A 19,975-nucleotide genomic window follows, 5' to 3' on the forward strand; every position below is an offset into this window, starting at 1 on the left:
GAGGAAGGCTTGCGCCGGCGCGTGCGGGTGCGCGGGTCGGCTACGCGCCGGTCAGGTGCATGTTTCGCGATGTGCCACGGGATCGTAAACAGTTCGAACCCGGCGGTGGGGTCGTTTGAGCCCCAGGGGCGCAGAGTGATTCACCCGAATAGGGCGATCCGTCGTCCTGTCCCGACGGAGACCGCCGAGCGGGCATTGCGGAGGAAGACCATTTCCCTGTCGTCGAAGGCCGAACAGCCCGCCGACCGCAGCTCGACCTCCTGTTACCGGACAGCTCGGATCGCCGAACTCATTCGCCGAGGTCCCCGTGTACCGTCCGGCCAGCGCGTCCACGCGATCGGCGGGCCAGGGGCAACGGATGTCGCCCTGCGTGGCGGCGAAGAAGAGTTCCAGGTGGACGTGCCAGGCGGCAAGCAACCGCGGCCGAAGTCGAGCCACGGCGACAGCGTCGAGCAGGCGTCGCCGGCGCAGGCCGACGGTGAAGTCGGGGTGGGCCGTCCTGCCCTCGGCGATGGCGGTGGCGGTCCCGCGGACGGTCGACTCGTGGTGCGGCGTGGCGAAGACGGCGGATACTTCGGTGAGCTCGCCTGCCAGGTGCTCGGGCGTCGCGAGCACGTGCCCGGCCATGATGGTCAGCAGGCCGGTGCCCTTGCCGGGATCGGTGCTCCAGGCGAGTTCGGGCCGAATCGAACTGCGCCGAGTGGGGTGGTGCGAGCGGTCATGAAGACTCCTCGTTCTGTACCGCTTGGTAGTGAACTAGGCTTCGGACGCCCGAGGGGACAAGCCGGTAACGTACCGATGAGTAAAAAAACCTGCTTCCGATTCGCGTGCGCCTGAGTGTCCGCTGCGATTGCCGGGGAGTTGCGAACGCAGGCGATCGGGCAGGGGGGCGGCGTCCCGTCGTCGACCGAACCCGGTTCGAAAACGCTGTACGCGGGGCTGGTGGAGTCTCGAACTGGTGTCCGACCCGGTGGGTGGGGCACTGCGGCGGACTCGATCGGCCGGAGCTCTCGATCACCAGTAGCGCCGGCCGTCTCTGTCCTCGGGTCCCGGCTCGCGTCGTCCCGGAGCGCTCGCGGTCCACGAGGCGGACTGCGTCGTGAAGCCCGCCAGACGTGTTCACCGGAAGCCGGACGGTGGCGACCACGTTCGGCAAACCCGACAAATCCTGCGGTGATACTTCAATGCTATTGAGCGTTACCGGTGTCCGGCGCTCTGTTCGGCACCGGCTGTGGCGGTCAGGTGTTTTCGGCGAACTGGGGCGTAATCAAAACATCTAGTACGTTCTCCGGGATAACGAGAAGATCTCGGGTGAGGCCCGGCCAGCAGCGCCGGTTCCGATCCCGGCCGCTCGGCGACATCGGGCGGGTAGGTGGAGGTGTCCATGCTTGTTGACCGCGCCGTCGTCACTTGGCGGGGAGACAAGAGTCAGCCGACCCGAGGCCGCGCCCCAGTCGCCGCGGCAGGCGGTCGGCGATTCGGCAGATTTCGAAACGTCCTGGGCTGTGCGGCGCTAGCCGTATCGCTGGTGGCCGGGTGCGCGACCGACCGCACCGAGGGCCCGGCATCGAGCGAACCCACCATCACCGAGGCCGCGGCGCGCACCGATCAGAAGGGCCTGTCGATCATCGTGCCGGGCACCCTGGCCGCGAGCTATGCCGAGCTCGCGACCGGCGTGCGGGGCAAACTCGGCATGGCCATCATGCCGGTCGGCGGGGAGCAGGCGATCACCTTCGGTGAATGGACCAGCGGTCCGGCCTGGTCGACGATGAAGGTGCCGCTCACCATCGCCGCGCTGCGGCGCAGTCCGGGCGGCTCGAACTACGCCGCGTCCGCGGCGATCACGCAGTCCGACAACGCCGCCGCCGACGTGCTCTGGCAGTCGCTGGGCACGCCGCAGGAGGCGGCGCAGGCCGTCCAGGCCGTCCTGCGCGAAGGCGGGGACACCAGGACCGTCGTGCCCGCCACCCGCGCCCGTTCCGAGCACTCGGCCTTCGGGCAGGCGGAGTGGTCGCTGACCGATCAGGTGCGGTTCGCCTCACGGTTGCCCTGCCTGCCGCAGACCGAGCGGGTGACCTCGCTGATGGAACAGGTCATCGCCAGCCAGCGCTGGGGGCTCGGCGAGTTCGGCGGCGCCGAATTCAAGGGCGGCTGGGGCCCGGACGTCTCGGGCAACTACCTGGTGCGGCAGTTCGGGGTGATCAACGTTCCCACGGGGCAGATCGCCATCGCGATCGCCGTGCAGCCGGAGTCGGGATCGTTCAGCGACGGCATGAGCGTCCTCGACAAACTCGCCACGGTCGTCTCCCAGCATCTCGACGAACTGTCCGGGGGACGCTGCCCCGCCGCATGAGGTCATCTGTCCAGGTCAGTGTTACACGCCGTTCACGGGGGCGGGGCTGCCGAGATCGGACATGAAGGGCAAGATAGCGGCCATGCGCATCGGAGTTCTGACCGGAGGCGGAGACTGCCCAGGACTGAACGCGGTCATCCGCGCCATCGTTCGTACCGCGAACGGTCGTTACGGAGACGCGATCGTCGGCTTCGAGGACGGCTGGCGCGGCCTATTGGAGGACCGGAAGATCCAGATCCGCAACGACGACCGCACCGACCGGATCCTCACCAAGGGCGGCACCATCCTCGGCACCGCTCGCACCAATCCCGACGTGCTGCGCGCGGGCTTGGGCCGGATCAAGCAGACCCTGGACGACAACGGCATCGAAGCGCTGATCCCGATCGGCGGCGAGGGCACTCTCACCGCCGCGAGCTGGCTGTCCGACGAGGGCGTGCCGGTGGTCGGCGTCCCGAAGACCATCGACAACGACATCGATTGCACCGACGTCACTTTCGGCCACGACACGGCGCTGAGCATCGCCACGGAGGCGATCGACCGGCTGCACACCACCGCCGAGTCGCACCAGCGCGTCATGCTCATCGAGGTGATGGGCCGCCACGCGGGCTGGATCGCGATCAGCGCGGGTATGGCGGCGGGCGCGCACCTGACCCTGGTGCCGGAGGTCCCGTTCGAGGTGGACGAGGTCTGCGCCATGATCAAGCGGCGATTCCAGCGCGGTGACAAGCACTTCATCTGCGTGGTCGCCGAGGGCTCGCACCCGTCGCCGGACTCGGGGTTCACCTTGCGCGAGGGCGGGATCGACGAGTTCGGCCACGAGCGCTTCACCGGCGTCGCCCAACAGCTCGGCGTGGAGATCGAGCGGCGCATCGGCAAGGAGGTCCGCACCACCGTGCTCGGTCACGTGCAGCGCGGCGGCAGCCCCACCCCCTATGACCGGGTGCTGGCCACCCGTTTCGGCCTGCACGCCGCCGAGGCGGTGCACGCGGGCAAGTTCGGCCAGATGGTCGCCCTGCACGGCACCGCCATCGATCTGGTCCCGCTGTCGGAGGCCACCAAACAGCTCAAGCGGGTGCCCACGGAACGCTACCGCGAGGTCGAGGCGTTCTTCGGGTAGACGGCGGAAATCGCCGCTGCGGTGCGGTACGCGCGCGGCGAATTGCGGGGGGCCTGTTCGCGCGGTCGGTACCCTGAGTCGCATGCGCAGTGGGCGACTGATCGCGTTGGCTCTGTTCGTGATCGCGGCGTTGGTTGCCGGATGTTCGGAGTCGAATCCGCCGGATCCGACCATCGGTGATTGGCACGGCGCCATCGAGGTCCCCGATCAGCCCGTGCAAGTGGGCGTGACGTTCCGGGACGACGGCACGGCCACCATCGACATCCCGTCCCAAGGGGTGACCGGCACGCAGCTGAAGGACGTCCGCTCCGACCGCAACGGCGTGTCGTTCGCGATCCCCGATATCCCGGGCGACCCGGTGTTCCGCGGCGAATACGAGTCCGGAAACGACCGGATCACCGGCGATTTCACTCAGGCGGGCCAGAGCTTTCGGTTGACGCTGAGCCGAGGCAAGGTCGAACCGCCCGCGCGTCCGCAGGAACCGAAGCCGCCGTTCCCGTACAAGACCGAGGACGTCACCTATCGCAACGGCGACGTCACCATCGCGGGCACACTGTCCGAGCCACAGGGCGCGGGCCCGTTCCCCGCCATCCTCATGATCACCGGAAGCGGCCCGCAGGACCGTAACGAGGAACTCATGGGCCACAAGCCGTTCCTGCTGCTCGCCGACACCTTCACCCGCGCGGGGTACGCCGTGCTGCGCACCGATGATCGCGGCGTGGGCGGCACCGGCGGCAAATTGGACGACGCGAACTACACCGACCTGACCGAGGACGCCGCCGCAGGCGTCCGCTTCCTGCGCGCCCGCGCCGGCATCGACCCGGCCCGGGTCGGGCTCTTCGGTCACAGCGAGGGCGGCTACCTCGCCCCGCTGGTCGCCGCGCGCCCGGACAGCGGCGTCGCGTTCGCCGTCCTGATGGCCGGACCCGGCGTGCCCGGCTCGGACGTGCTCATCGAGCAGACCCGCCTGCTGGCCGCCGCCAACGGCACACCCCCCGACCAGATCGAGGCTCAGGTACGCGACACCACCGAATTGGCCGCCCTGTTGCAGGCAGGCGACCTGCAAGGGGCGAAGGAGGTGGCCGTCCGGCAGAACCAGTCCCGGCCCGCCGACCAGCGTGTGCCGGACGATCAGGCGGCCGCGCAGATCACGCCGTATCTGGCGGCCCTGGTCGCCTACGATCCGGCGCCCGCGCTCTCGGCCCTGCGCGTCCCGGTGCTCGCCTTCTTCGGCGGCAAGGATCTCCAGGTGCCCCCGGCGCAGAGCGAGCAGCCGATGCGCGACCACCTCGCCGCCGACCCCGACGCGACCGTCCACGTCTTCCCGGGCCTCAACCACCTGATGCAACCCACCGCGACGGGCCGTCCCAGCGAGTACAGCACCATCGAGACGACCATCGCGCCCGAGGTCCTCGGCTACGTCACCGGGTGGCTGCGGCAGCGGGTCCCGGCGAAGTAGCCCGCGCCGCGCGACACGAGAGCCGCTGCGCTGCGACGGGAGCGTTTACCTAAACTGATGGCCATGAGCGCACCCACGGTCGACCTGATGGATTACTCGGATGTCATCGCTCGGTTCGAGCCGGTGCTCGGCATGGAGGTCCACGTCGAGCTGAACACCGCGACCAAGATGTTCTGCGGTTGCCCGACCGAGTTCGGCGCCGAGCCGAACACCCAGGTCTGCCCGGTGTGCCTCGGTCTGCCCGGTTCGCTGCCGGTGGTCAACCAGAAGGCCGTCGAGTCCGCGATCCGGATCGGTCTGGCGCTGAACTGCTCGATCACCCCGTGGGGCCGGTTCGCGCGCAAGAACTACTTCTACCCCGATCAGCCGAAGAACTACCAGATCAGCCAGTACGACGAGCCGATCGCCACGAACGGGCACCTGGACGTGGTGCTCGACGACGGCAGCACCTTCCGCGTCGACATCGAGCGCGCGCACATGGAGGAGGACACCGGCAAGTCGGTGCACGTCGGCGGCGCCACCGGCCGCATCCACGGCGCCAGCCACTCGCTGCTGGACTACAACCGGGCGGGTGTGCCGCTGATCGAGATCGTCACCAAGCCGATCACCGGCGCGGGGGAGCGGGCGCCGGAGGTGGCGCGGGCCTACGTGACGGCGCTGCGGGATCTGCTGAAGTCGCTCGGGGTCTCGGACGTGAAGATGGAGCAGGGTTCGCTGCGCTGCGACGCGAACGTCTCGCTGATGCCCATCGGGGCAACGGAATTCGGCACCCGCACGGAGACGAAGAACGTCAACTCGCTGCGCAGCGTCGAGGTCGCGGTGCGCTTCGAGATGCGCAGGCAGGCCGCGGTACTCGCGGGCGGCGGCACGATCGTGCAGGAGACCAGGCACTTCCACGAGACCGATGGCACCACCTCGCCCGGCCGCCGCAAGGAGACCGCCGAGGACTACCGCTACTTCCCCGAGCCGGACCTCGAGCCCGTCGCGCCCGACGCGGACTGGGTGGAGCAGTTGCGCGACACCATCCCCGAGTACCCCTGGCTGCGCCGCGCGCGCATCCAGTCCGACTGGGGCCTGTCCGACGAGGTGATGCGCGACCTGGTGAACGCGGGTGCGCTGGACCTGATCATCGCCACCGTCGACGCGGGCGCGCCGGCCAACGAGGCGCGCTCCTGGTGGGTCGCCTACCTCACCGAGAAGGCCAAGGAGCGCGAAGTCGCGCTGGACGAGCTGCCGATCACCCCGGCTCAGGTCGCCGAGGTGATCAAGCTGGTCGACGCGAAGACGATCAACAACAAGGTGGCCAAGCAGGTCGTCGACCACGTGCTGGACGGCGAGGGCGACCCGGCGCAGATCGTCGAGGCCAAGGGCCTCGGCATGGTCAGCGACGACAGCGCGTTGCAGGCGGAGGTGGAGAAAGCGCTGGCCGCCAACCCCGACATCGCCGACAAGATCCGCTCCGGCAAGGTCCAGGCGGCGGGCAAGATCGTCGGTGACGTCATGAAGGCGACCCGCGGCCAAGCCGACGCGGCCCGCGTCCGGGAACTCGTCCTCGCCGCTTGCGGCTGAGTCGTCGCCGGGGGCGGTCGACCGCGACCGCGCTGTAGGGCGTGGCCGCGGTCGGCGGCGTGGTGTAGCGGGCGTTCGGCAGGTACAGGCGCTCCCCGAACGCCGCTACGGTTGTCGGCACGTCGAAGCGCGGGTCGGTGACGCGCCGTTCGACGGTGCCCGTCGTGCCGCCGGGATCGAGCGCGACCACGGCGATCGCGTTGGACCGGTTCTGGACGACGAACAGTGTGCTCCCGCGCAAGAGCAGCCCGTCGCCGCCGGGCAGTGTCTCCGCGCCCAGGTCGACCTGTCGCGTCGCGCCTGTCGCCGGATCGACGCGGAACAGCTGGCCGGTCACCGACTGTATGACGAGCAACCCGGTGCCATCGGGCGTGCGCACGATTCCATTGGCGTTGATCGCTCCGGGTTCGTACCGGATATCACCGGTCAGCGGGCGTCGCACCACCGCCGCAGGGGGCGGCAGAGCGTCGTCGCCGCCGATGGGCAGTTGGTACAGCACCGGCGCCCGCGAATCGGTGAACCACGCACCCGCTGGGGTGAGCACCACGTCGTTGACGAACGTGTCCGGGGGCGTACCGAGCCGGTAGCTCGCCAGTACCGCGCCCGTGTCGGCGTCCACGACCCGGGCGTCGCCTCCGGTGCCGCCGGCGACGAACAGCCGGCCGCGGTGGTCGACTTGCAGGCCGAGCGCCGGCGTACCCGGCCCTGGGCTCAGGATTTCGCCTCGTCCGGTCACCAGGTCGGCACGGTAGACGGAGCCGTCGGCCCGCGAGCCGAAGTAGGCCACCGGTCGAGTTCCGATCGCGATGCCTTCCGGCTGGAACCCGGCGGGCAGGTCGATGGTTGCGGTGCGGGCCGGACGGTGGGCTGCCGTCCGGTCCGCGGATATCAGCGCTGTGGCGCCGAGAAAGGCGAGCGCGACCGGCAGCACGAGGATTCGCCGCATTTCATCGTTTCCTTGGTCCGGTTGGTGGCGGAGCGTCTGATCCCGGTCGACGCGGTCGAATGACGCGCGGCGGTGCCGATCGGCCCGGGATCAGTAACCGACGGTGAAATGCTTGTTCCCGCCCGGGCTTTCGAGCTCGTCGAGGACCGCTACGGCGAGATCCTCGGCCGAGATCCGGGACGAGCCGTCGGCATCGGTGATCAGTGTGGTGGTGCCGCGCCGATACTTTCCGGTGCGCTGCCCGGGTTCGAGCAGGGCGGGCGGGCTGAGATAGACCCAGTCGGCCGGATGCGCTCGGCAGGTCTCCCACTGCGCGACGCTGGCGGCGGCGACGGGGCGAATCGCTTCCGGTACGTATTCCGGACTGTCGAGGACCAGCCGATCGGCGTGGCCCGGCACCCGGAGAGGGGCGGCGCCGCCGACGACGAGGATGCGTGTCCGAGTGGTGCGGGCCGCGTCCAGCAGGGCTGTCGTTGTCGCCGTGACCGTGTCTTCCCGCCCAGGGGCCGGACGGGTTGCCGCCACGACCGCGTCGACGCCGTCGAACAGTCCGCTCATCCGGTCGGCGTCGTTCGCGTCACCCTCGACGGCGCGGATCCCGGGCGGCACGAAGGTCGGCGGCCGTCTCCGGAACACGGCGACGATCTCATGGCCTCGGGTCGCGGCTTCGTCGACGACGCATGAGCCGACCATGCCGTTGGCTCCGACGACGGCGATCTTCATTTCAGTATCCCTTCGGGTGTGGAAACGACGGTGGAGGAGCGGGTGGGGGCCGGAAGCTGTCCCGCGACGATGGCGGCGAGGGCGAGCGCGAAGCCGACGAGCTGTATCGGGCCGAGCGTCTGGCCCAGCAGGACGGCGCCGAGAACAGCGGCGACCAGTGGCGAGAGCAGCACGAGCACCGCGACCGAGGCGACGGGCAAGGTGCCGATGCCGCGGAACCAGACGACATACGCGAGCAGACCGCCGACCAGCCCCAGCCACAGGTAGCCGAGGGCCGCGGGCGCGTCGATCGCCGGAGGCGGGCCTTCGATGAGGGCCGTGAGGGGTAGCAGGAACAGGCCGCCCGCGGTGAGTTGCCACCCGGCGAAAGCGGTGGGGCCGACCTCGGCCGGTCGTCCCCACTTCTTCGTCAACGTCAGGCCCAGCGCCATGGAAGCAGCGGCGGCGATGCCCGCCACCACTCCGGCGATATCGAGGGATGCCTCCGGCCCGATCACCACCAACCCGACACCCAGCACACCTATAGCGCCCCACACCAGACGCCAAGCGGAAGGACTCTCCTGCAGGATCGCCACGGCCAGCACGGCCACGAGGAGCGGCTGGGCAGCCGCCAAGGTCGCGGCCACTCCGCCCGGCAGACGTTCGGCGGCCAGGAACAACAGCGGGAAGAGCAACCCGATGTTGAGCACGCCCAGCACCGCGGCTTTTCCCCACCATGCTCCGCGCGGCAGCGTTCGCGTGACGGCCAACGCGATCACCCCCGCGGGTAACGCGCGCAGAAGTCCTGCGAACAGCGGGTGTCCCGGTGGGAGAAGCTCGGTGGTGACGACATACGTCGTGCCCCACGACGCCGGAGCGAGCGCCGTCAGGACGGTGCGAGACAGATTTCCGAGCGGCGCATCGCTGCCGGAAATTGTCTGTGCTGCTGAACTTTTCACCTTCGCAGTCTCACCCGGCGAGTATCTATGAGTCCAACACATGTTTGTCACTTCATCGATCTCGATACACGATTGATCCATGGAGCTCCAGCAGATGCGCTACGTCGTCGCGGTCGCCGAGACGAACAGTTTCACCCGGGCCGCCGAACGATGCCTGGTCGTGCAATCAGCCCTCAGCCACCAGATCGCGCGCCTGGAACGGGAACTGGGCGCGAGACTGTTCGAGCGCACCAGCCGCCGGGTGCGGCTGACACCGGCCGGCGCGGCGTTCCTCCCGGCTGCCCGCCAATGCCTGGACGCCGCCGAGCGAGCGGCCGCCGAGGTCGCCGCGGCAGTGGGAGAGGTACGCGGACGGCTCGCCGTCGGCCTGATCCCCACCGTCGCCGCGGTGGACATTCCGGAGGCGCTACGGGATTTCCGCGGGCGTCATCCGCACGTACGCATCAGTCTGCGGGTCGGCGCGAGCGAGGAACTCGTCGAGCGAGTCGTGCAAGGAGCCATCGATGTGGCCTTTCTCGGCCTGCCGGTCACCGCGCGACCACGCGGCGTCGCCGCTCACGAACTCGCCCGCGACCGGCTCGTCGCCGTGGTCGCGCGCGACCACCCGCTCGCCGGTGCGCCGACGGTCGACCTGCGCAGGCTGTCCTCGGAGATCTTCGTGGATCTTCCGGCCGGAACCGCCGGACGCCTCCAATCCGACCATGCCTTCGCGGCCGCCGGCCTCGACCGCGATGTCGCCTTCGAAGTGACCAGCGCGGACTACATCGCCCGGCTCGTCCGTCCCGGCCTCGCCGTGGCCATGCTGCCCTCCGCCTACACGCCGCAACTCGAGGGCGTCGTCACCATCGAGGTCGCCGACGCCCCGGCGCGCGTCGAATACGTGATCTGGAGCCGCAGCCGCCCACCCGCGGCCACCGCCTTCCTCGCCGTTCTCGGCATCCCGGTCCGAGATGGGGACGACTCCTGACCAGCCCGTGCACATCTCGGCCGAGCAAAGCTCGATACGCAGCCTCAGCGGCTACCGGCTCCGCAGCGGCGTCACCACGCGACATCGGCTACCTGGCGACTTGGATCGTGCTGTCACTGCCCGCGCGGACGCGAACCATGAAGGGCCGCCAAGACGCTGCGTCCGCGCGGCCGAACACTCGGGCCGAGAACTCAGTCCGGGCCGCCGCCGCCTGCCTGCGGGGGCGGGATGCGGACGACGCGGTCGTCGAACGGCCCCGGCTGACCGTCGGTCTTGTTCACCGTGGTCACCCAGATGGTGCCGTCCGGGCCGACCGCCGCGCCGCCGAGCTGTCCGTACCTGTCCTGCGCCACCAGGGACGGGGCCGCGGTGACCGCGTGGGTGGTCGGGTCGGCGGCGGCGATGGCGACGGCCTTCGCGCGGGTCAGCGAGATCGCGACGCCGTCGGCCGCGGCGGCGCACCCGGCGACGCCGGGCCGGTCCGGCCATGTCCACGTGGTGGTGACCACGCCGTCGCCGCCGAGCCGCTGCAACCGGTCCTCGGCGGGGGTGCGGTCGGTGATCCAGATGCTGTCCTTGCCGTCCCGGCACACGTCCCCAGCGGTGCCGATGCCGGAGACCGCGATTTCCGGCGTGGGCGTGCGGCCGGGCACCGGCGAATTCACCCGCAGCAGTTTGCCCGCGAGCGAGCCCGCCGAGGCCGCGGCGCCGGGGTTGCCCGCGTCACCGGTCAGCACCAGCATCTGGTCGGGTGAGGCGAAGTCGATCGCGCCGTGATTCCCGGTCGCGCCCTTGGGGATCCCGGTGAGGACGTCCTTGGGGGAGCCGCCTTCGGCGATGCGGACCACCCGGTTGTCGCTGCCGGTGGTGATGTAGGCGTACATCAGTCCGTCTTCGCGGTAGGTCGGCGACAGCGCGATGTCGCTGAGTCCGCCGTCGCCGGATCCGTCTACGTCCAGCCGGGCGATCTCGGCGGGCGGCTGATCCGGGGCGACCTTCAGGATGCGCCCGGTCCTGCGCTCTGCGACGAGCGCGCCGTCGGCGAGCGTGACCAGGCCGCCAGTGGTGTCCAGGCAGGTGGCCACGACCGCCGGATCGGGATCGATGCACGGGCCGCTCGGCCGGGTGGTCGAGGTGGGTGACTGACTCGGTTTCTTGGGGTCGATGTTGGCTCCGCGCAGGGTCGGTTCCGGGGTGAACGGGCTGGACGCCGAATCGTCGAACCGGGCGCACCCGGCCAGCAGGACGGAGCCGAGCGCCAAGCTCGCCGCGACGCGGCCCACGACAACCAAACTCATAGTCCAGACGTTACGGAAATAACGTCGCCCGCGCCCCCTCCGGGTGGGTGTTGCGCGCTCCGAACACGCCGCGCAGGACTTGCCCGCCGTGGCCGGGCGCGGCATAGGGTGGTGGCCGTGACCGACAAGCCGAAAGACACGCCCGAACCCAAGGCCGGGAACCCCGCTCCGTCCACGGCCGAGCAGTCGGCGGTGTCGACCACCGGTCGGGGCGTGACCAGCCCGTACGACTCGCCGACCGAGCAATTCCAGCGGGTGGATCCGGCCCAGGGGCCGCAGCTGTCCAAGGACGTTCCGCGCACCGACGACGAACTCGGGCTCGATCCGGATGTTCCGACCGCCGCCCACGGCAAAGCCGCCGGGGACAAGGCCGCGCCCACCTACGACTACGCCAGCATCCCGCCCGCGCCGGTCCCGCCGGGCGACACCGCGCGCCTGCGCCGCCGCAACGGCGACTACCGCCGCGGCACCCTCGATCTCGGGTTGCTGCTGCTGCGCCTGGTGGTCGGCGCCACCTTCCTCTACCACGGCCTGCAGAAGCTCACCGGCTGGTTCCACGGTCCCGGGCTCGACGGCACCCGCGACATGATGGAGCGCGGCGGCTGGGATCACCCGTCCGTGTCGGCCATGCTGGTCACCGCGGGCGAGGTCGGCGGCGGCGCGCTGCTGATCCTGGGCCTGGCCACCCCGCTGGCGGCGGGCGCGGTGCTCGCGGTGATCCTGGACGCTTGGGCGTGGAAGCAGGGCATGGCCCCCGGGTTCCAGTACAAGGCAGGGCCGGGAGCGGTGGAATTCGAGAGCGTCCTCGTTGGCGTGGCCGCCGCCATCATCCTGACCGGTCCGGGTCGCTTGTCCTTCGACCGCAATCGCGGGTGGGCCACCCGTCCGGCCGCGGGCTCGTTCGTGGTCCTTCTCCTCGCGGTGGCGGCCGCGGTGGGCGCCTACTGGTACCTGCACGGCGGCAACCCGCTCACCGGCATCGGCCCCTTCGACTGAATGCGGACGAGCCGAAGGCCCCTTCATCCCGCAACAGGATGAAGGGGCCTTGGCCGTTCAGGACTCGAGCGTCATTCAGGACTGAGACCAGATCCCTCGGCACCGCACTCGCGCGGCCTCGAGACCCGGAGCCCCGAGCTACGGCACGTGGCGGACGGCGCCCTTGTCGGCCGAGGTGGCCATGGCGGCGTAGGCGCGCAGCGCGGTCGTCACCGGACGGTCGCGGTTGACCGGCTGCCAGGGTCGCTCCGAGGCCTCCATCTTCGCGCGGCGCTCGGCGAGGACGGCGTCGTCGACCAGGACCTCTAGCGTGCGGGTGGCCACGTCGATGCGGATCTGGTCGCCGTTCTCGACCAACCCGATGACACCGCCGCTGGCCGCCTCGGGCGAGATGTGCCCGATCGACAGACCGGAGGTGCCGCCGGAGAACCGGCCGTCGGTGATCAGCGCGCACTCTTTGCCGAGACCCGAGCCCTTCAGGAAGGCGGTCGGGTGCAGCATCTCCTGCATGCCAGGGCCGCCAGCGGGACCTTCGTAGCGGACCACGATCACGTCGCCGGGCTTGATCTTCTTGCCGAGGATGACCGACACGGCCTCCTCTTGCGACTCCACCACCACCGCGGGGCCCTGGAAGGAGAACAGCGCCTCGTCGATGCCCGCGGTCTTGAGCACCGCGCCGTCCGGCGCGATGTTGCCGCGCAGCACGACCAGGCCGCCTTCCCTGGTGTAGGCGTGCTCGAGGTCGCGGATGCAGCCGCCCGCGGCGTCGGTGTCCAGCGACGACCAGCGGTTGTCGGTGGAGAACGGCTCGGTGGTGCGCACCCCGCCCGGGGCGGCGTGGAAGAGTTCGATCGCTTCCTGCGAAGCCTTGCCGGAACGGATGTCCCAGGTGTCGAGCCACTCGTCGAAGGACGCGGTGTGCACGGTGGTGACGTCGGTCTCCAGCAGCCCGGCGCGGCGCAGCTCGCCCAGGATGGCGGGGATGCCGCCGGCGCGGTGCACGTCCTCCATGTGGTAGTCGGAGTTCGGCGACACCTTCGACAAGGTGGGCACCCGGCGGCTGATCTCCTCGATGGTGTGCAGATCGAAGTCGATCTCGCCCTCCTGCGCGGCGGCCAGTGTGTGCAGCACGGTGTTGGTCGAGCCGCCCATCGCGACGTCCAGCGCCATCGCGTTGCGGAAGGCCTTGGCATCGGCGACGTTGCGCGGCAGCACGGACGCGTCGTCCTCGCGGTACCAGCGGTTGGCGATGTCCACCACGACGGTGCCCGCGCGCTCGAACAGCGCCCGGCGCGCGGCGTGCGTGGCGAGGGTGGAGCCGTTGCCGGGCAACGCGAGTCCGAGCGCCTCGGTGAGGCAGTTCATCGAGTTCGCGGTGAACATGCCCGAGCAGGAACCACACGTCGGGCACGCCGACCGTTCGACCTCGGACAACCCCTCCTCCGACACCGCCTGATTCGCGCTCGCGGAGATCGCGGTGATGAGGTCGGTCGGCGCCTGCGCGACGCCGCCGACGACGACGGCCTTGCCCGCCTCCATCGGCCCGCCCGAGACGAAGACCGCCGGAATGTTCAGCCGCATGGCGGCATTCAGCATGCCCGGGGTGATCTTGTCGCAGTTGGAGATGCAGACCAGCGCGTCGGCGGTGTGCGCGTTCACCATGTACTCGACCGAGTCGGCGATGATCTCGCGCGAGGGCAGGGAGTAGAGCATGCCGCCGTGTCCCATGGCGATGCCGTCGTCGACGGCGATGGTGTGGAATTCGCGCGGCACGCCACCGGCGGCGCGCACCGCGTCGGCCACGATGTCGCCGACGTTCTTCAAATGCACGTGGCCGGGGACGAACTGGGTGTAGGAGTTCGCGATGGCGACGATCGGCTTGCCGAAGTCGGTGTCGGTCATACCGGTGGCGCGCCAGAGTGCGCGTGCGCCTGCGGCATTGCGGCCGATGGTCGTGGTTCGTGAACGAAGCGGTGGCATTTCGATGGTCCTCGGGTCGCGGGGGCTGACGTGCGACGGCGCAGAGCCTGCTCGGCGGTCCACCACGTTACTCCCGGTGGGCGCGCCCACCGGGCGGCGGTGTGGCCGGGCGCGGCGGCCTCGGCGGTCAGCCGGGTTCGATGTGTCGCCGATGCGTGGTGTCGCGGGCGACGACGGGTCGCCGGAGGTGCCGGACCGTCGAGGGTGGGGACGAGAAGGAGGATCGCTGCTCCGGAGAAATCATCCCACCACTCGGCCGCAACAACCTAACCGTGGCGAATGTTCCGCCTCGGCGCGTGCCGGACCGCCGCGCTCGATCTCGCACCGAGGCGTCGACGGAGCCGAGCGAACGGCGGTTTCCGCGACCGGTTCGTCGGCGCGGTAGCGGCCCGCACGGCGGCGGCCCGGACCGGGGGCCAGGACGGCCGAGCTTCGGGTCCGTACGCGCCCGCCGACTAGCGACTGTCCTCGCCGGTGGCGTCCTCGCCGGACTTCGCGACCCCGTTGGTCGGCGGACCCCCGTCGCCGCTCGGGCTCGTGTCGCCCCCGCCCGTCTCCGCGGGGGACTGTTCGGTCGCGGGCTCCCCGGGTTCCGCGAACGGGTCCGGGATCCGTCCGCCGGAGAACGCCGCCAGGTCGCGCAGGCGGTCGTAGCTCACCGCGGGCAACTTCACCTCGGTGCCGTCGGTCAGGTCGGCGCGCACGTATCCGCGCTTGGGGATCCGCACGCCCTTCACCTGCGTCCAGTCGAGGTGGCGCGAACCGAACAGCGTCCGCAGGTCCAGTCCCGTGTCCGTGACGCCGGTCTGCGTCCGCAGCACCCAGGCCAGCACCACGACCGGGACGAGCAGCAGCCACCACAGTCCGGCGGGCCAGCCGACGAACGGGAAGAACACGCACATCAGCAGGATGAACACACCCAGGAAAGCCAGCCGTGGGACGCGGATCACACGGGCCTCGGAGGCGCTACCCGTATCCGTTGTCGTCGCGGGCGTGTGGGACGATTCAGACGGTGGCACGGACTGATGCGGTGATGACACACCACCATCCTCGCATCCTGATGAACGGACACAAGCAACCGCACTGTCCCACATAATGGGACACACGGGGTCATCTGTTTGACTCTTCGGTTCACACCCGCTTAACGTCGTGCGCGTGAATCGAAACGAGTTGCTCGTAATCGGCCGGCGCGTCCAGCGTTGAGCCTGACACACTGAGTCGAATACGTCAGCTCGCGTTGCGACGCGCCACCCTCGATCAGCCCTGCGCTGTCGGGGGCTTTTTTATGTTCGGACTACTGTCCGACATGGCGAAGCGCAAGACACCGCTGGCACAACATCCGGGGTCAGAACCACAACCAGTAAGGAACGAAGACGGTGAGCGCACCTACCGCACGGCCCGGGCCTTCGGCCCGAAGGCCAGCGCCTTCGGCGAACCAGCAGGCAACGCCCGCTGCCAACGCGACTTCCGCGGCCAACCGCCGTCCGGTCCCGCCCGAGCGGGTCACCGGCGCGCAGTCGGTCATCCGGTCGCTCGAGGAGCTCGGCGTCGACACCGTATTCGGCATTCCGGGCGGCGCGATCCTTCCCGTCTACGACCCGCTCTTCGATTCCACCAAGGTGCGCCACGTCCTCGTCCGGCACGAGCAGGGCGCGGGTCACGCGGCCACCGGGTACGCGCAGGCGACCGGCAAGGTCGGTGTGTGTATGGCCACATCCGGCCCCGGCGCGACCAACCTGGTCACCCCGATCGCCGACGCGCAGATGGACTCGGTCCCGATCGTGGCCATCACCGGCCAGGTCGGCCGCAGCCTGATCGGCACCGACGCGTTCCAGGAAGCCGACATCTCCGGCATCACCATGCCGATCACCAAGCACAACTTCCTGATCACCGAGGGCATCGACATCCCGCGCATCATCGCGGAGGCGTTCTATCTCGCCGCGTCCGGTCGCCCCGGCGCGGTGCTCGTCGACATCCCCAAGGACGTGCTGCAGGCGCAGACCACCTTCAGCTGGCCGCCGGAGATGCGGCTGCCCGGCTACCGCCCGGTCACCAAGCCGCACGGCAAGCAGGTGCGCGAGGCCGCGCGGATGATCATGGAGGCCAAGGCCCCCGTGCTCTACGTCGGCGGCGGCGTGATCAAGGCCGACGCCTCGGCCGAGCTGCTGCAACTGGCCGAGCTGACCGGCATCCCCGTGGTCACCACGCTGATGGCGCGCGGGGCGTTCCCCGACAGCCACCGCCTCAACATGGGCATGCCCGGCATGCACGGCACCGTGGGCGCCGTGGCCGCGCTGCAGCGCTCGGACCTGCTGATCACCCTCGGCGCGCGGTTCGACGACCGCGTCACCGGTCAGCTGGACTCCTTCGCGCCCGGCGCCAAGGTCATCCACGCCGACATCGACCCGGCCGAGATCGGCAAGAACCGGCACGCCGACGTCCCGATCGTGGGCGACTGCCGCGAGGTGATCGTCGAGCTCATCGAGACGCTGAAGGCCGATCCGGCCGCGGGCAATTCGTTGCCGCTGCCGCTGACCGACTGGTGGACCTACCTCGACGGCGTGCGCGACGCCTACCCGCTGGGCTGGACCCCGCCCGCCGACGGTTCGCTGTCGCCGGAGTTCGTCATCGAGGCGCTCGGCCGCCTGGCCGGACCCGACGCGATCTACTGCGCGGGCGTCGGCCAGCACCAGATGTGGGCCGCCCAGTTCATCAAATACGAGAAGCCGCGCACCTGGCTGAACTCCGGTGGTCTGGGCACCATGGGCTACGCCGTCCCGGCGGCCATGGGCGCCAAGATGGGCGCGCCGGACAAAGAGGTGTGGGCGGTCGACGGTGACGGCTGCTTCCAGATGACCAACCAGGAACTGGCCACCTGTGCCGTCGAGGGCGTCCCGATCAAGGTCGCGCTGATCAACAACGGCAACCTCGGCATGGTGCGCCAGTGGCAGACGCTGTTCTACCAGGAGCGTTACTCCAACACCGACCTGGGCACGCACTCCCTGCGCATCCCCGACTTCGTGAAGCTCGCCGAAGCCCTCGGCTGCCACGGCATCCGGGTGGAGCGCGAGGAGGACGTGGAGGCCGCGATCCGCGAGGCGCAATCCATCAACGACCGTCCCGTGGTGATCGACTTCATCGTCGGCAAGGACGCCCAGGTGTGGCCGATGGTCGCCGCGGGCACCAGCAACGACGAGATCATGGCCGCTCGCGGCATCCGCCCGCTGTTCGACGAGGACGAGCAGGCGGCCGAGCCGGCGGTCATCCACGCGGCGATGTCGCAGGAACAGAACAGGGTGAACAACGGATGAGTACCACGCATACCCTCAGCGTTCTCGTCGAGGACAAACCGGGCGTGCTGGCAAGGGTCGCGGCGCTGTTCTCCCGCCGCGGCTTCAACATCGAGTCGCTGGCGGTCGGTGGCACCGAGCTCCCCGAGATCTCGCGCATGACCATCGTCGTCACCGTCGAGGATCTGCCGCTGGAGCAGGTCACCAAGCAGCTCAACAAGCTGGTGAACGTCATCAAGATCGTGGAGCAGGACTCCGACAGCTCGGTGGCCCGCGAACTCATCCTGGTGAAGGTGCGCGCCGACGCCAGTGTGCGGACCCAGGTGATCGAGGCCGTGGGACTGTTCCGCGCGAAGGTGATCGACGTGTCGCCGGACGCGCTCACCGTCGAGGCGACCGGGACCCGGTCCAAGCTCGACGCGCTGCTGCGGATGCTCGAACCGTATGGCATCCGGGAGATCGTGCAGTCCGGCGTCGTCGCGGTCGGGCGTGGACCGAAGTCCATCACCGCCACTCGATGAGGTAGCGGGCGGCACACCGATGGGGCCGACCGTCCAGCGGCGGCCACACGCTAGTCTTTCTGCGATCGACGGTTGGCGTGCCGCCCTCCCCGCTGACGCGGGAATGATCTCCATCCGCTGCTGCGGGGGTGATCCGATCCAGAACAACGAAAATCAACACCGGCGCAAGCACGGTGTGCCCCGCCTCGCGCGGGGATGATCCCGGAAGGAACCACAGTGGCAGTCGAGATGTTCTACGACGACGATGCCGACCTGTCGATCATCCAGGGCCGCAAGGTCGCTGTCATCGGCTACGGCAGCCAGGGTCACGCGCACTCGCTGAGCCTGCGCGACTCGGGCGTCGAGGTCCGCGTCGGTCTGGCCGAGGGGTCGAAGTCGCGTCCGAAGGCCGAGGAGGCGGGCCTGACCGTCGGCACGCCGGCGGAGGTCTCGGAGTGGGCCGACGTCATCATGGTGCTCGCGCCCGACACCGCGCAGGCGTCGATCTTCACCAACGACATCGAGCCGAACCTGAAGGACGGCGACGCGCTGTTCTTCGGCCACGGCCTCAACATCCACTTCGGCCTGATCAAGCCCCCGGCCAACGTCACCATCGGCATGGTCGCCCCGAAGGGCCCCGGCCACCTGGTGCGTCGTCAGTTCGTCGACGGCAAGGGCGTTCCGGCGCTGATCGCGATCGACCAGGACCCGAAGGGCGAGGGGCAGGCGCTGGCGCTGTCCTACGCCAAGGGCATCGGCGGCACCCGCGCGGGCGTCATCAAGACCACCTTCAAGGAAGAGACCGAGACCGACCTGTTCGGTGAGCAGGCCGTGCTGTGCGGTGGCACCGAAGAGCTGGTCAAGACCGGTTTCGAGGTCATGGTCGAGGCGGGTTACGCGCCGGAGATGGCCTACTTCGAGGTGCTGCACGAGCTGAAGCTGATCGTCGACCTGATGTACGAGGGCGGCATCGCGCGGATGAACTACTCGGTGTCCGACACCGCCGAGTTCGGTGGCTACCTGTCGGGCCCGCGGGTCATCGACGCCGACACCAAGAAGCGCATGCAGGAGATCCTCAAGGACATCCAGGACGGCAGCTTCGTCAAGCGGCTCGTCGCCAACGTCGAGGGCGGCAACAAGGAGCTCGAGGCGCTGCGCAAGCAGAACGCCGAGCACCCGATCGAGGTCACCGGCGCCAAGCTGCGCGGGCTGATGAGCTGGGTCGATCGCCCGATCACCGAGACCGCCTGATACAGAGGTCGATTCGCGCGGTGGCCCGCTCCGGAATCCGGAGCGGGCCACCGGCGTCTGCACGGATTCCTAACTACTGCCGAACATGCCCGGGCCGAAGCCCTGCTGTCCGTAGCCAGGACCGCCAGGGCCGCGGCCATAGGGTGGTCCGCCGTAACCCCAACCGAACAACGGGTTGTTGTTGCAACTCCAGTTCTGGAATGGGCCGAAGTCGCACCGGTCGTTGTAATACGGGTCGTACCGAGCCTGGGTGACCCCGGGCGTGCTCGGGGTGGCTGATGCGGGCATCGCCAGCGCCGTCAACGGGATTGCGGCGATGGCACCGGCGACGGCCACGCGGGCCACGGTACGGCGTGCGCTGGTTGTGGAGAACAACGTAAATCCTTTCACTCTGCGGCGAGCGTCTCCGCCCGCCATCCCCTGTTGGGTCCGCCCACGGCCTACCCCCGCAGACAGATCTGGATCTACGGTCACTGCTTCGCGGTCGCGCTTACCGACGGGGCAGCGACTGCACGACTTCACTCTTGCGCAATTGCCGCGAAACGTCACGGGTGTTTTCTCCCCTGCGGACCAAATCGAACCGCGGCA

The 19,975-nt window shown here is 69.6% G+C and carries 17 protein-coding genes; 9 read left to right on the plus strand and 8 right to left on the minus strand.

From position 1 onward, the window contains the following. Positions 1–51: 51 nt before the first annotated feature. Entirely contained in the window at positions 52–627 is a 576-nt protein-coding gene (locus NNI01S_RS35580; RefSeq protein WP_174554383.1) for a hypothetical protein, read from the minus strand. A gap of 901 nt (positions 628–1,528) precedes the next feature. Between NNI01S_RS35580 and NNI01S_RS09685 the strand changes: the two genes are divergently transcribed. The 4 genes from NNI01S_RS09685 to gatB all read left to right on the plus strand — a co-directional run bounded on the left by NNI01S_RS09685 (position 1,529) and on the right by gatB (position 6,498). Beyond that, positions 1,529–2,353, plus strand: coding sequence for a serine hydrolase (locus NNI01S_RS09685; protein WP_245676053.1), 825 nt, complete (start codon positions 1,529–1,531; stop codon positions 2,351–2,353). An 82-nt stretch (positions 2,354–2,435) separates the two neighbouring features. Then, on the plus strand, positions 2,436–3,470 hold the full coding sequence (locus NNI01S_RS09690; RefSeq protein ID WP_063019871.1) for an ATP-dependent 6-phosphofructokinase: 1,035 nt from the start codon (positions 2,436–2,438) through the stop codon (positions 3,468–3,470). A gap of 82 nt (positions 3,471–3,552) precedes the next feature. Next, a complete protein-coding gene (locus tag NNI01S_RS09695) occupies positions 3,553–4,929 on the plus strand; it encodes an alpha/beta hydrolase family protein (RefSeq protein WP_063019699.1) in 1,377 nt (458 codons plus the stop codon). 63 nt (positions 4,930–4,992) lie between these two features. Continuing rightward, the gene (gatB, locus tag NNI01S_RS09700) at positions 4,993–6,498 is read left to right on the plus strand and encodes an Asp-tRNA(Asn)/Glu-tRNA(Gln) amidotransferase subunit GatB (protein ID WP_084488691.1); all 1,506 of its coding nucleotides are present in this window, start codon (positions 4,993–4,995) and stop codon (positions 6,496–6,498) included. Here the strand turns inward: gatB and NNI01S_RS09705 are convergent. The 3 genes from NNI01S_RS09705 to NNI01S_RS09715 all read right to left on the minus strand — a co-directional run bounded on the left by NNI01S_RS09705 (position 6,428) and on the right by NNI01S_RS09715 (position 9,105). Continuing rightward, entirely contained in the window at positions 6,428–7,444 is a 1,017-nt protein-coding gene (locus NNI01S_RS09705) for an SMP-30/gluconolactonase/LRE family protein (protein ID WP_063917384.1), read from the minus strand. The genes gatB and NNI01S_RS09705 overlap by 71 nt on opposite strands. Positions 7,445–7,534: 90 nt before the next feature. Next, the gene (locus NNI01S_RS09710; protein ID WP_063019701.1) at positions 7,535–8,167 is read right to left on the minus strand and encodes an NAD(P)-dependent oxidoreductase; all 633 of its coding nucleotides are present in this window, start codon (positions 8,165–8,167) and stop codon (positions 7,535–7,537) included. Next, positions 8,164–9,105 carry an EamA family transporter gene (locus NNI01S_RS09715; RefSeq protein ID WP_245676054.1) on the minus strand — a complete coding sequence of 314 codons (942 nt, stop codon included), beginning with the start codon at positions 9,103–9,105 and terminating at the stop codon, positions 8,164–8,166. The genes NNI01S_RS09710 and NNI01S_RS09715 overlap by 4 nt, the downstream gene beginning before the upstream one ends. 79 nt (positions 9,106–9,184) lie before the next feature. Here NNI01S_RS09715 and NNI01S_RS09720 point away from each other — a divergent pair, with 79 nt between their 5' ends. Next, positions 9,185–10,072 (plus strand): LysR family transcriptional regulator, encoded by an 888-nt coding sequence (locus NNI01S_RS09720; protein ID WP_063019702.1) that lies wholly within the window; start codon positions 9,185–9,187, stop codon positions 10,070–10,072. A 191-nt stretch (positions 10,073–10,263) separates the two neighbouring features. Here the strand turns inward: NNI01S_RS09720 and NNI01S_RS09725 are convergent, their stop codons facing one another. After that, positions 10,264–11,370, minus strand: coding sequence for a PQQ-dependent sugar dehydrogenase (locus tag NNI01S_RS09725; RefSeq protein WP_063019703.1), 1,107 nt, complete (start codon positions 11,368–11,370; stop codon positions 10,264–10,266). A gap of 117 nt (positions 11,371–11,487) precedes the next feature. Between NNI01S_RS09725 and NNI01S_RS09730 the strand changes: the two genes are divergently transcribed. Then, complete coding sequence (locus NNI01S_RS09730) at positions 11,488–12,366, plus strand: DoxX family protein (RefSeq protein WP_063019873.1); 879 nt, start codon at positions 11,488–11,490, stop codon at positions 12,364–12,366. Between the two features lie 138 nt (positions 12,367–12,504). On the opposite strand, the gene ilvD is transcribed toward NNI01S_RS09730, so the two are convergent. Next, complete coding sequence (gene ilvD, locus NNI01S_RS09735) at positions 12,505–14,346, minus strand: dihydroxy-acid dehydratase (RefSeq protein WP_063019704.1); 1,842 nt, start codon at positions 14,344–14,346, stop codon at positions 12,505–12,507. Positions 14,347–14,801: 455 nt separating this feature from the next. Continuing rightward, positions 14,802–15,296: a PH domain-containing protein gene (locus tag NNI01S_RS09745; protein WP_245676055.1), complete on the minus strand. Its 495-nt coding sequence runs from the start codon at positions 15,294–15,296 to the stop codon at positions 14,802–14,804. A gap of 426 nt (positions 15,297–15,722) precedes the next feature. On the opposite strand from NNI01S_RS09745, the gene NNI01S_RS09750 reads away from it, so the two are divergent. From NNI01S_RS09750 to ilvC, 3 genes are all read left to right on the plus strand, one after another. After that, the gene (locus NNI01S_RS09750; protein ID WP_063019707.1) at positions 15,723–17,657 is read left to right on the plus strand and encodes an acetolactate synthase large subunit; all 1,935 of its coding nucleotides are present in this window, start codon (positions 15,723–15,725) and stop codon (positions 17,655–17,657) included. After that, on the plus strand, positions 17,654–18,157 hold the full coding sequence (gene ilvN / locus NNI01S_RS09755) for an acetolactate synthase small subunit (RefSeq protein ID WP_039799659.1): 504 nt from the start codon (positions 17,654–17,656) through the stop codon (positions 18,155–18,157). The genes NNI01S_RS09750 and ilvN overlap by 4 nt, the downstream gene beginning before the upstream one ends. Before the next feature lie 228 nt (positions 18,158–18,385). After that, entirely contained in the window at positions 18,386–19,387 is a 1,002-nt protein-coding gene (gene ilvC, locus NNI01S_RS09760) for a ketol-acid reductoisomerase (RefSeq protein ID WP_174554388.1), read from the plus strand. A gap of 69 nt (positions 19,388–19,456) precedes the next feature. Here ilvC and NNI01S_RS34410 read toward each other — a convergent pair whose 3' ends face one another. Beyond that, positions 19,457–19,723 (minus strand): hypothetical protein, encoded by a 267-nt coding sequence (locus NNI01S_RS34410; RefSeq protein ID WP_157114677.1) that lies wholly within the window; start codon positions 19,721–19,723, stop codon positions 19,457–19,459. Positions 19,724–19,975: the final 252 nt, after the last annotated feature.

The organism is Nocardia niwae NBRC 108934 = DSM 45340 (genome assembly GCF_001613465.1).
Lineage (GTDB): Bacteria > Actinomycetota > Actinomycetes > Mycobacteriales > Mycobacteriaceae > Nocardia > Nocardia niwae.

Coding starts and splice junctions, on each gene's coding strand:
- gatB (WP_084488691.1), top strand. CDS start 4,993: ATGAGCGCACCCACGGTCGACCTGATGGATTACTCGGATGTCATCGCT.
- NNI01S_RS09720 (WP_063019702.1), top strand. CDS start 9,185: ATGGAGCTCCAGCAGATGCGCTACGTCGTCGCGGTCGCCGAGACGAAC.
- ilvD (WP_063019704.1), bottom strand. CDS start 14,346: ATGCCACCGCTTCGTTCACGAACCACGACCATCGGCCGCAATGCCGCA.
- NNI01S_RS35580 (WP_174554383.1), bottom strand. CDS start 627: ATGGCCGGGCACGTGCTCGCGACGCCCGAGCACCTGGCAGGCGAGCTC.
- NNI01S_RS09705 (WP_063917384.1), bottom strand. CDS start 7,444: ATGCGGCGAATCCTCGTGCTGCCGGTCGCGCTCGCCTTTCTCGGCGCC.
- NNI01S_RS09710 (WP_063019701.1), bottom strand. CDS start 8,167: ATGAAGATCGCCGTCGTCGGAGCCAACGGCATGGTCGGCTCATGCGTC.
- ilvC (WP_174554388.1), top strand. CDS start 18,386: ATGTTCTACGACGACGATGCCGACCTGTCGATCATCCAGGGCCGCAAG.
- NNI01S_RS09725 (WP_063019703.1), bottom strand. CDS start 11,370: ATGAGTTTGGTTGTCGTGGGCCGCGTCGCGGCGAGCTTGGCGCTCGGC.
- NNI01S_RS09695 (WP_063019699.1), top strand. CDS start 3,553: ATGCGCAGTGGGCGACTGATCGCGTTGGCTCTGTTCGTGATCGCGGCG.
- NNI01S_RS09690 (WP_063019871.1), top strand. CDS start 2,436: ATGCGCATCGGAGTTCTGACCGGAGGCGGAGACTGCCCAGGACTGAAC.
- ilvN (WP_039799659.1), top strand. CDS start 17,654: ATGAGTACCACGCATACCCTCAGCGTTCTCGTCGAGGACAAACCGGGC.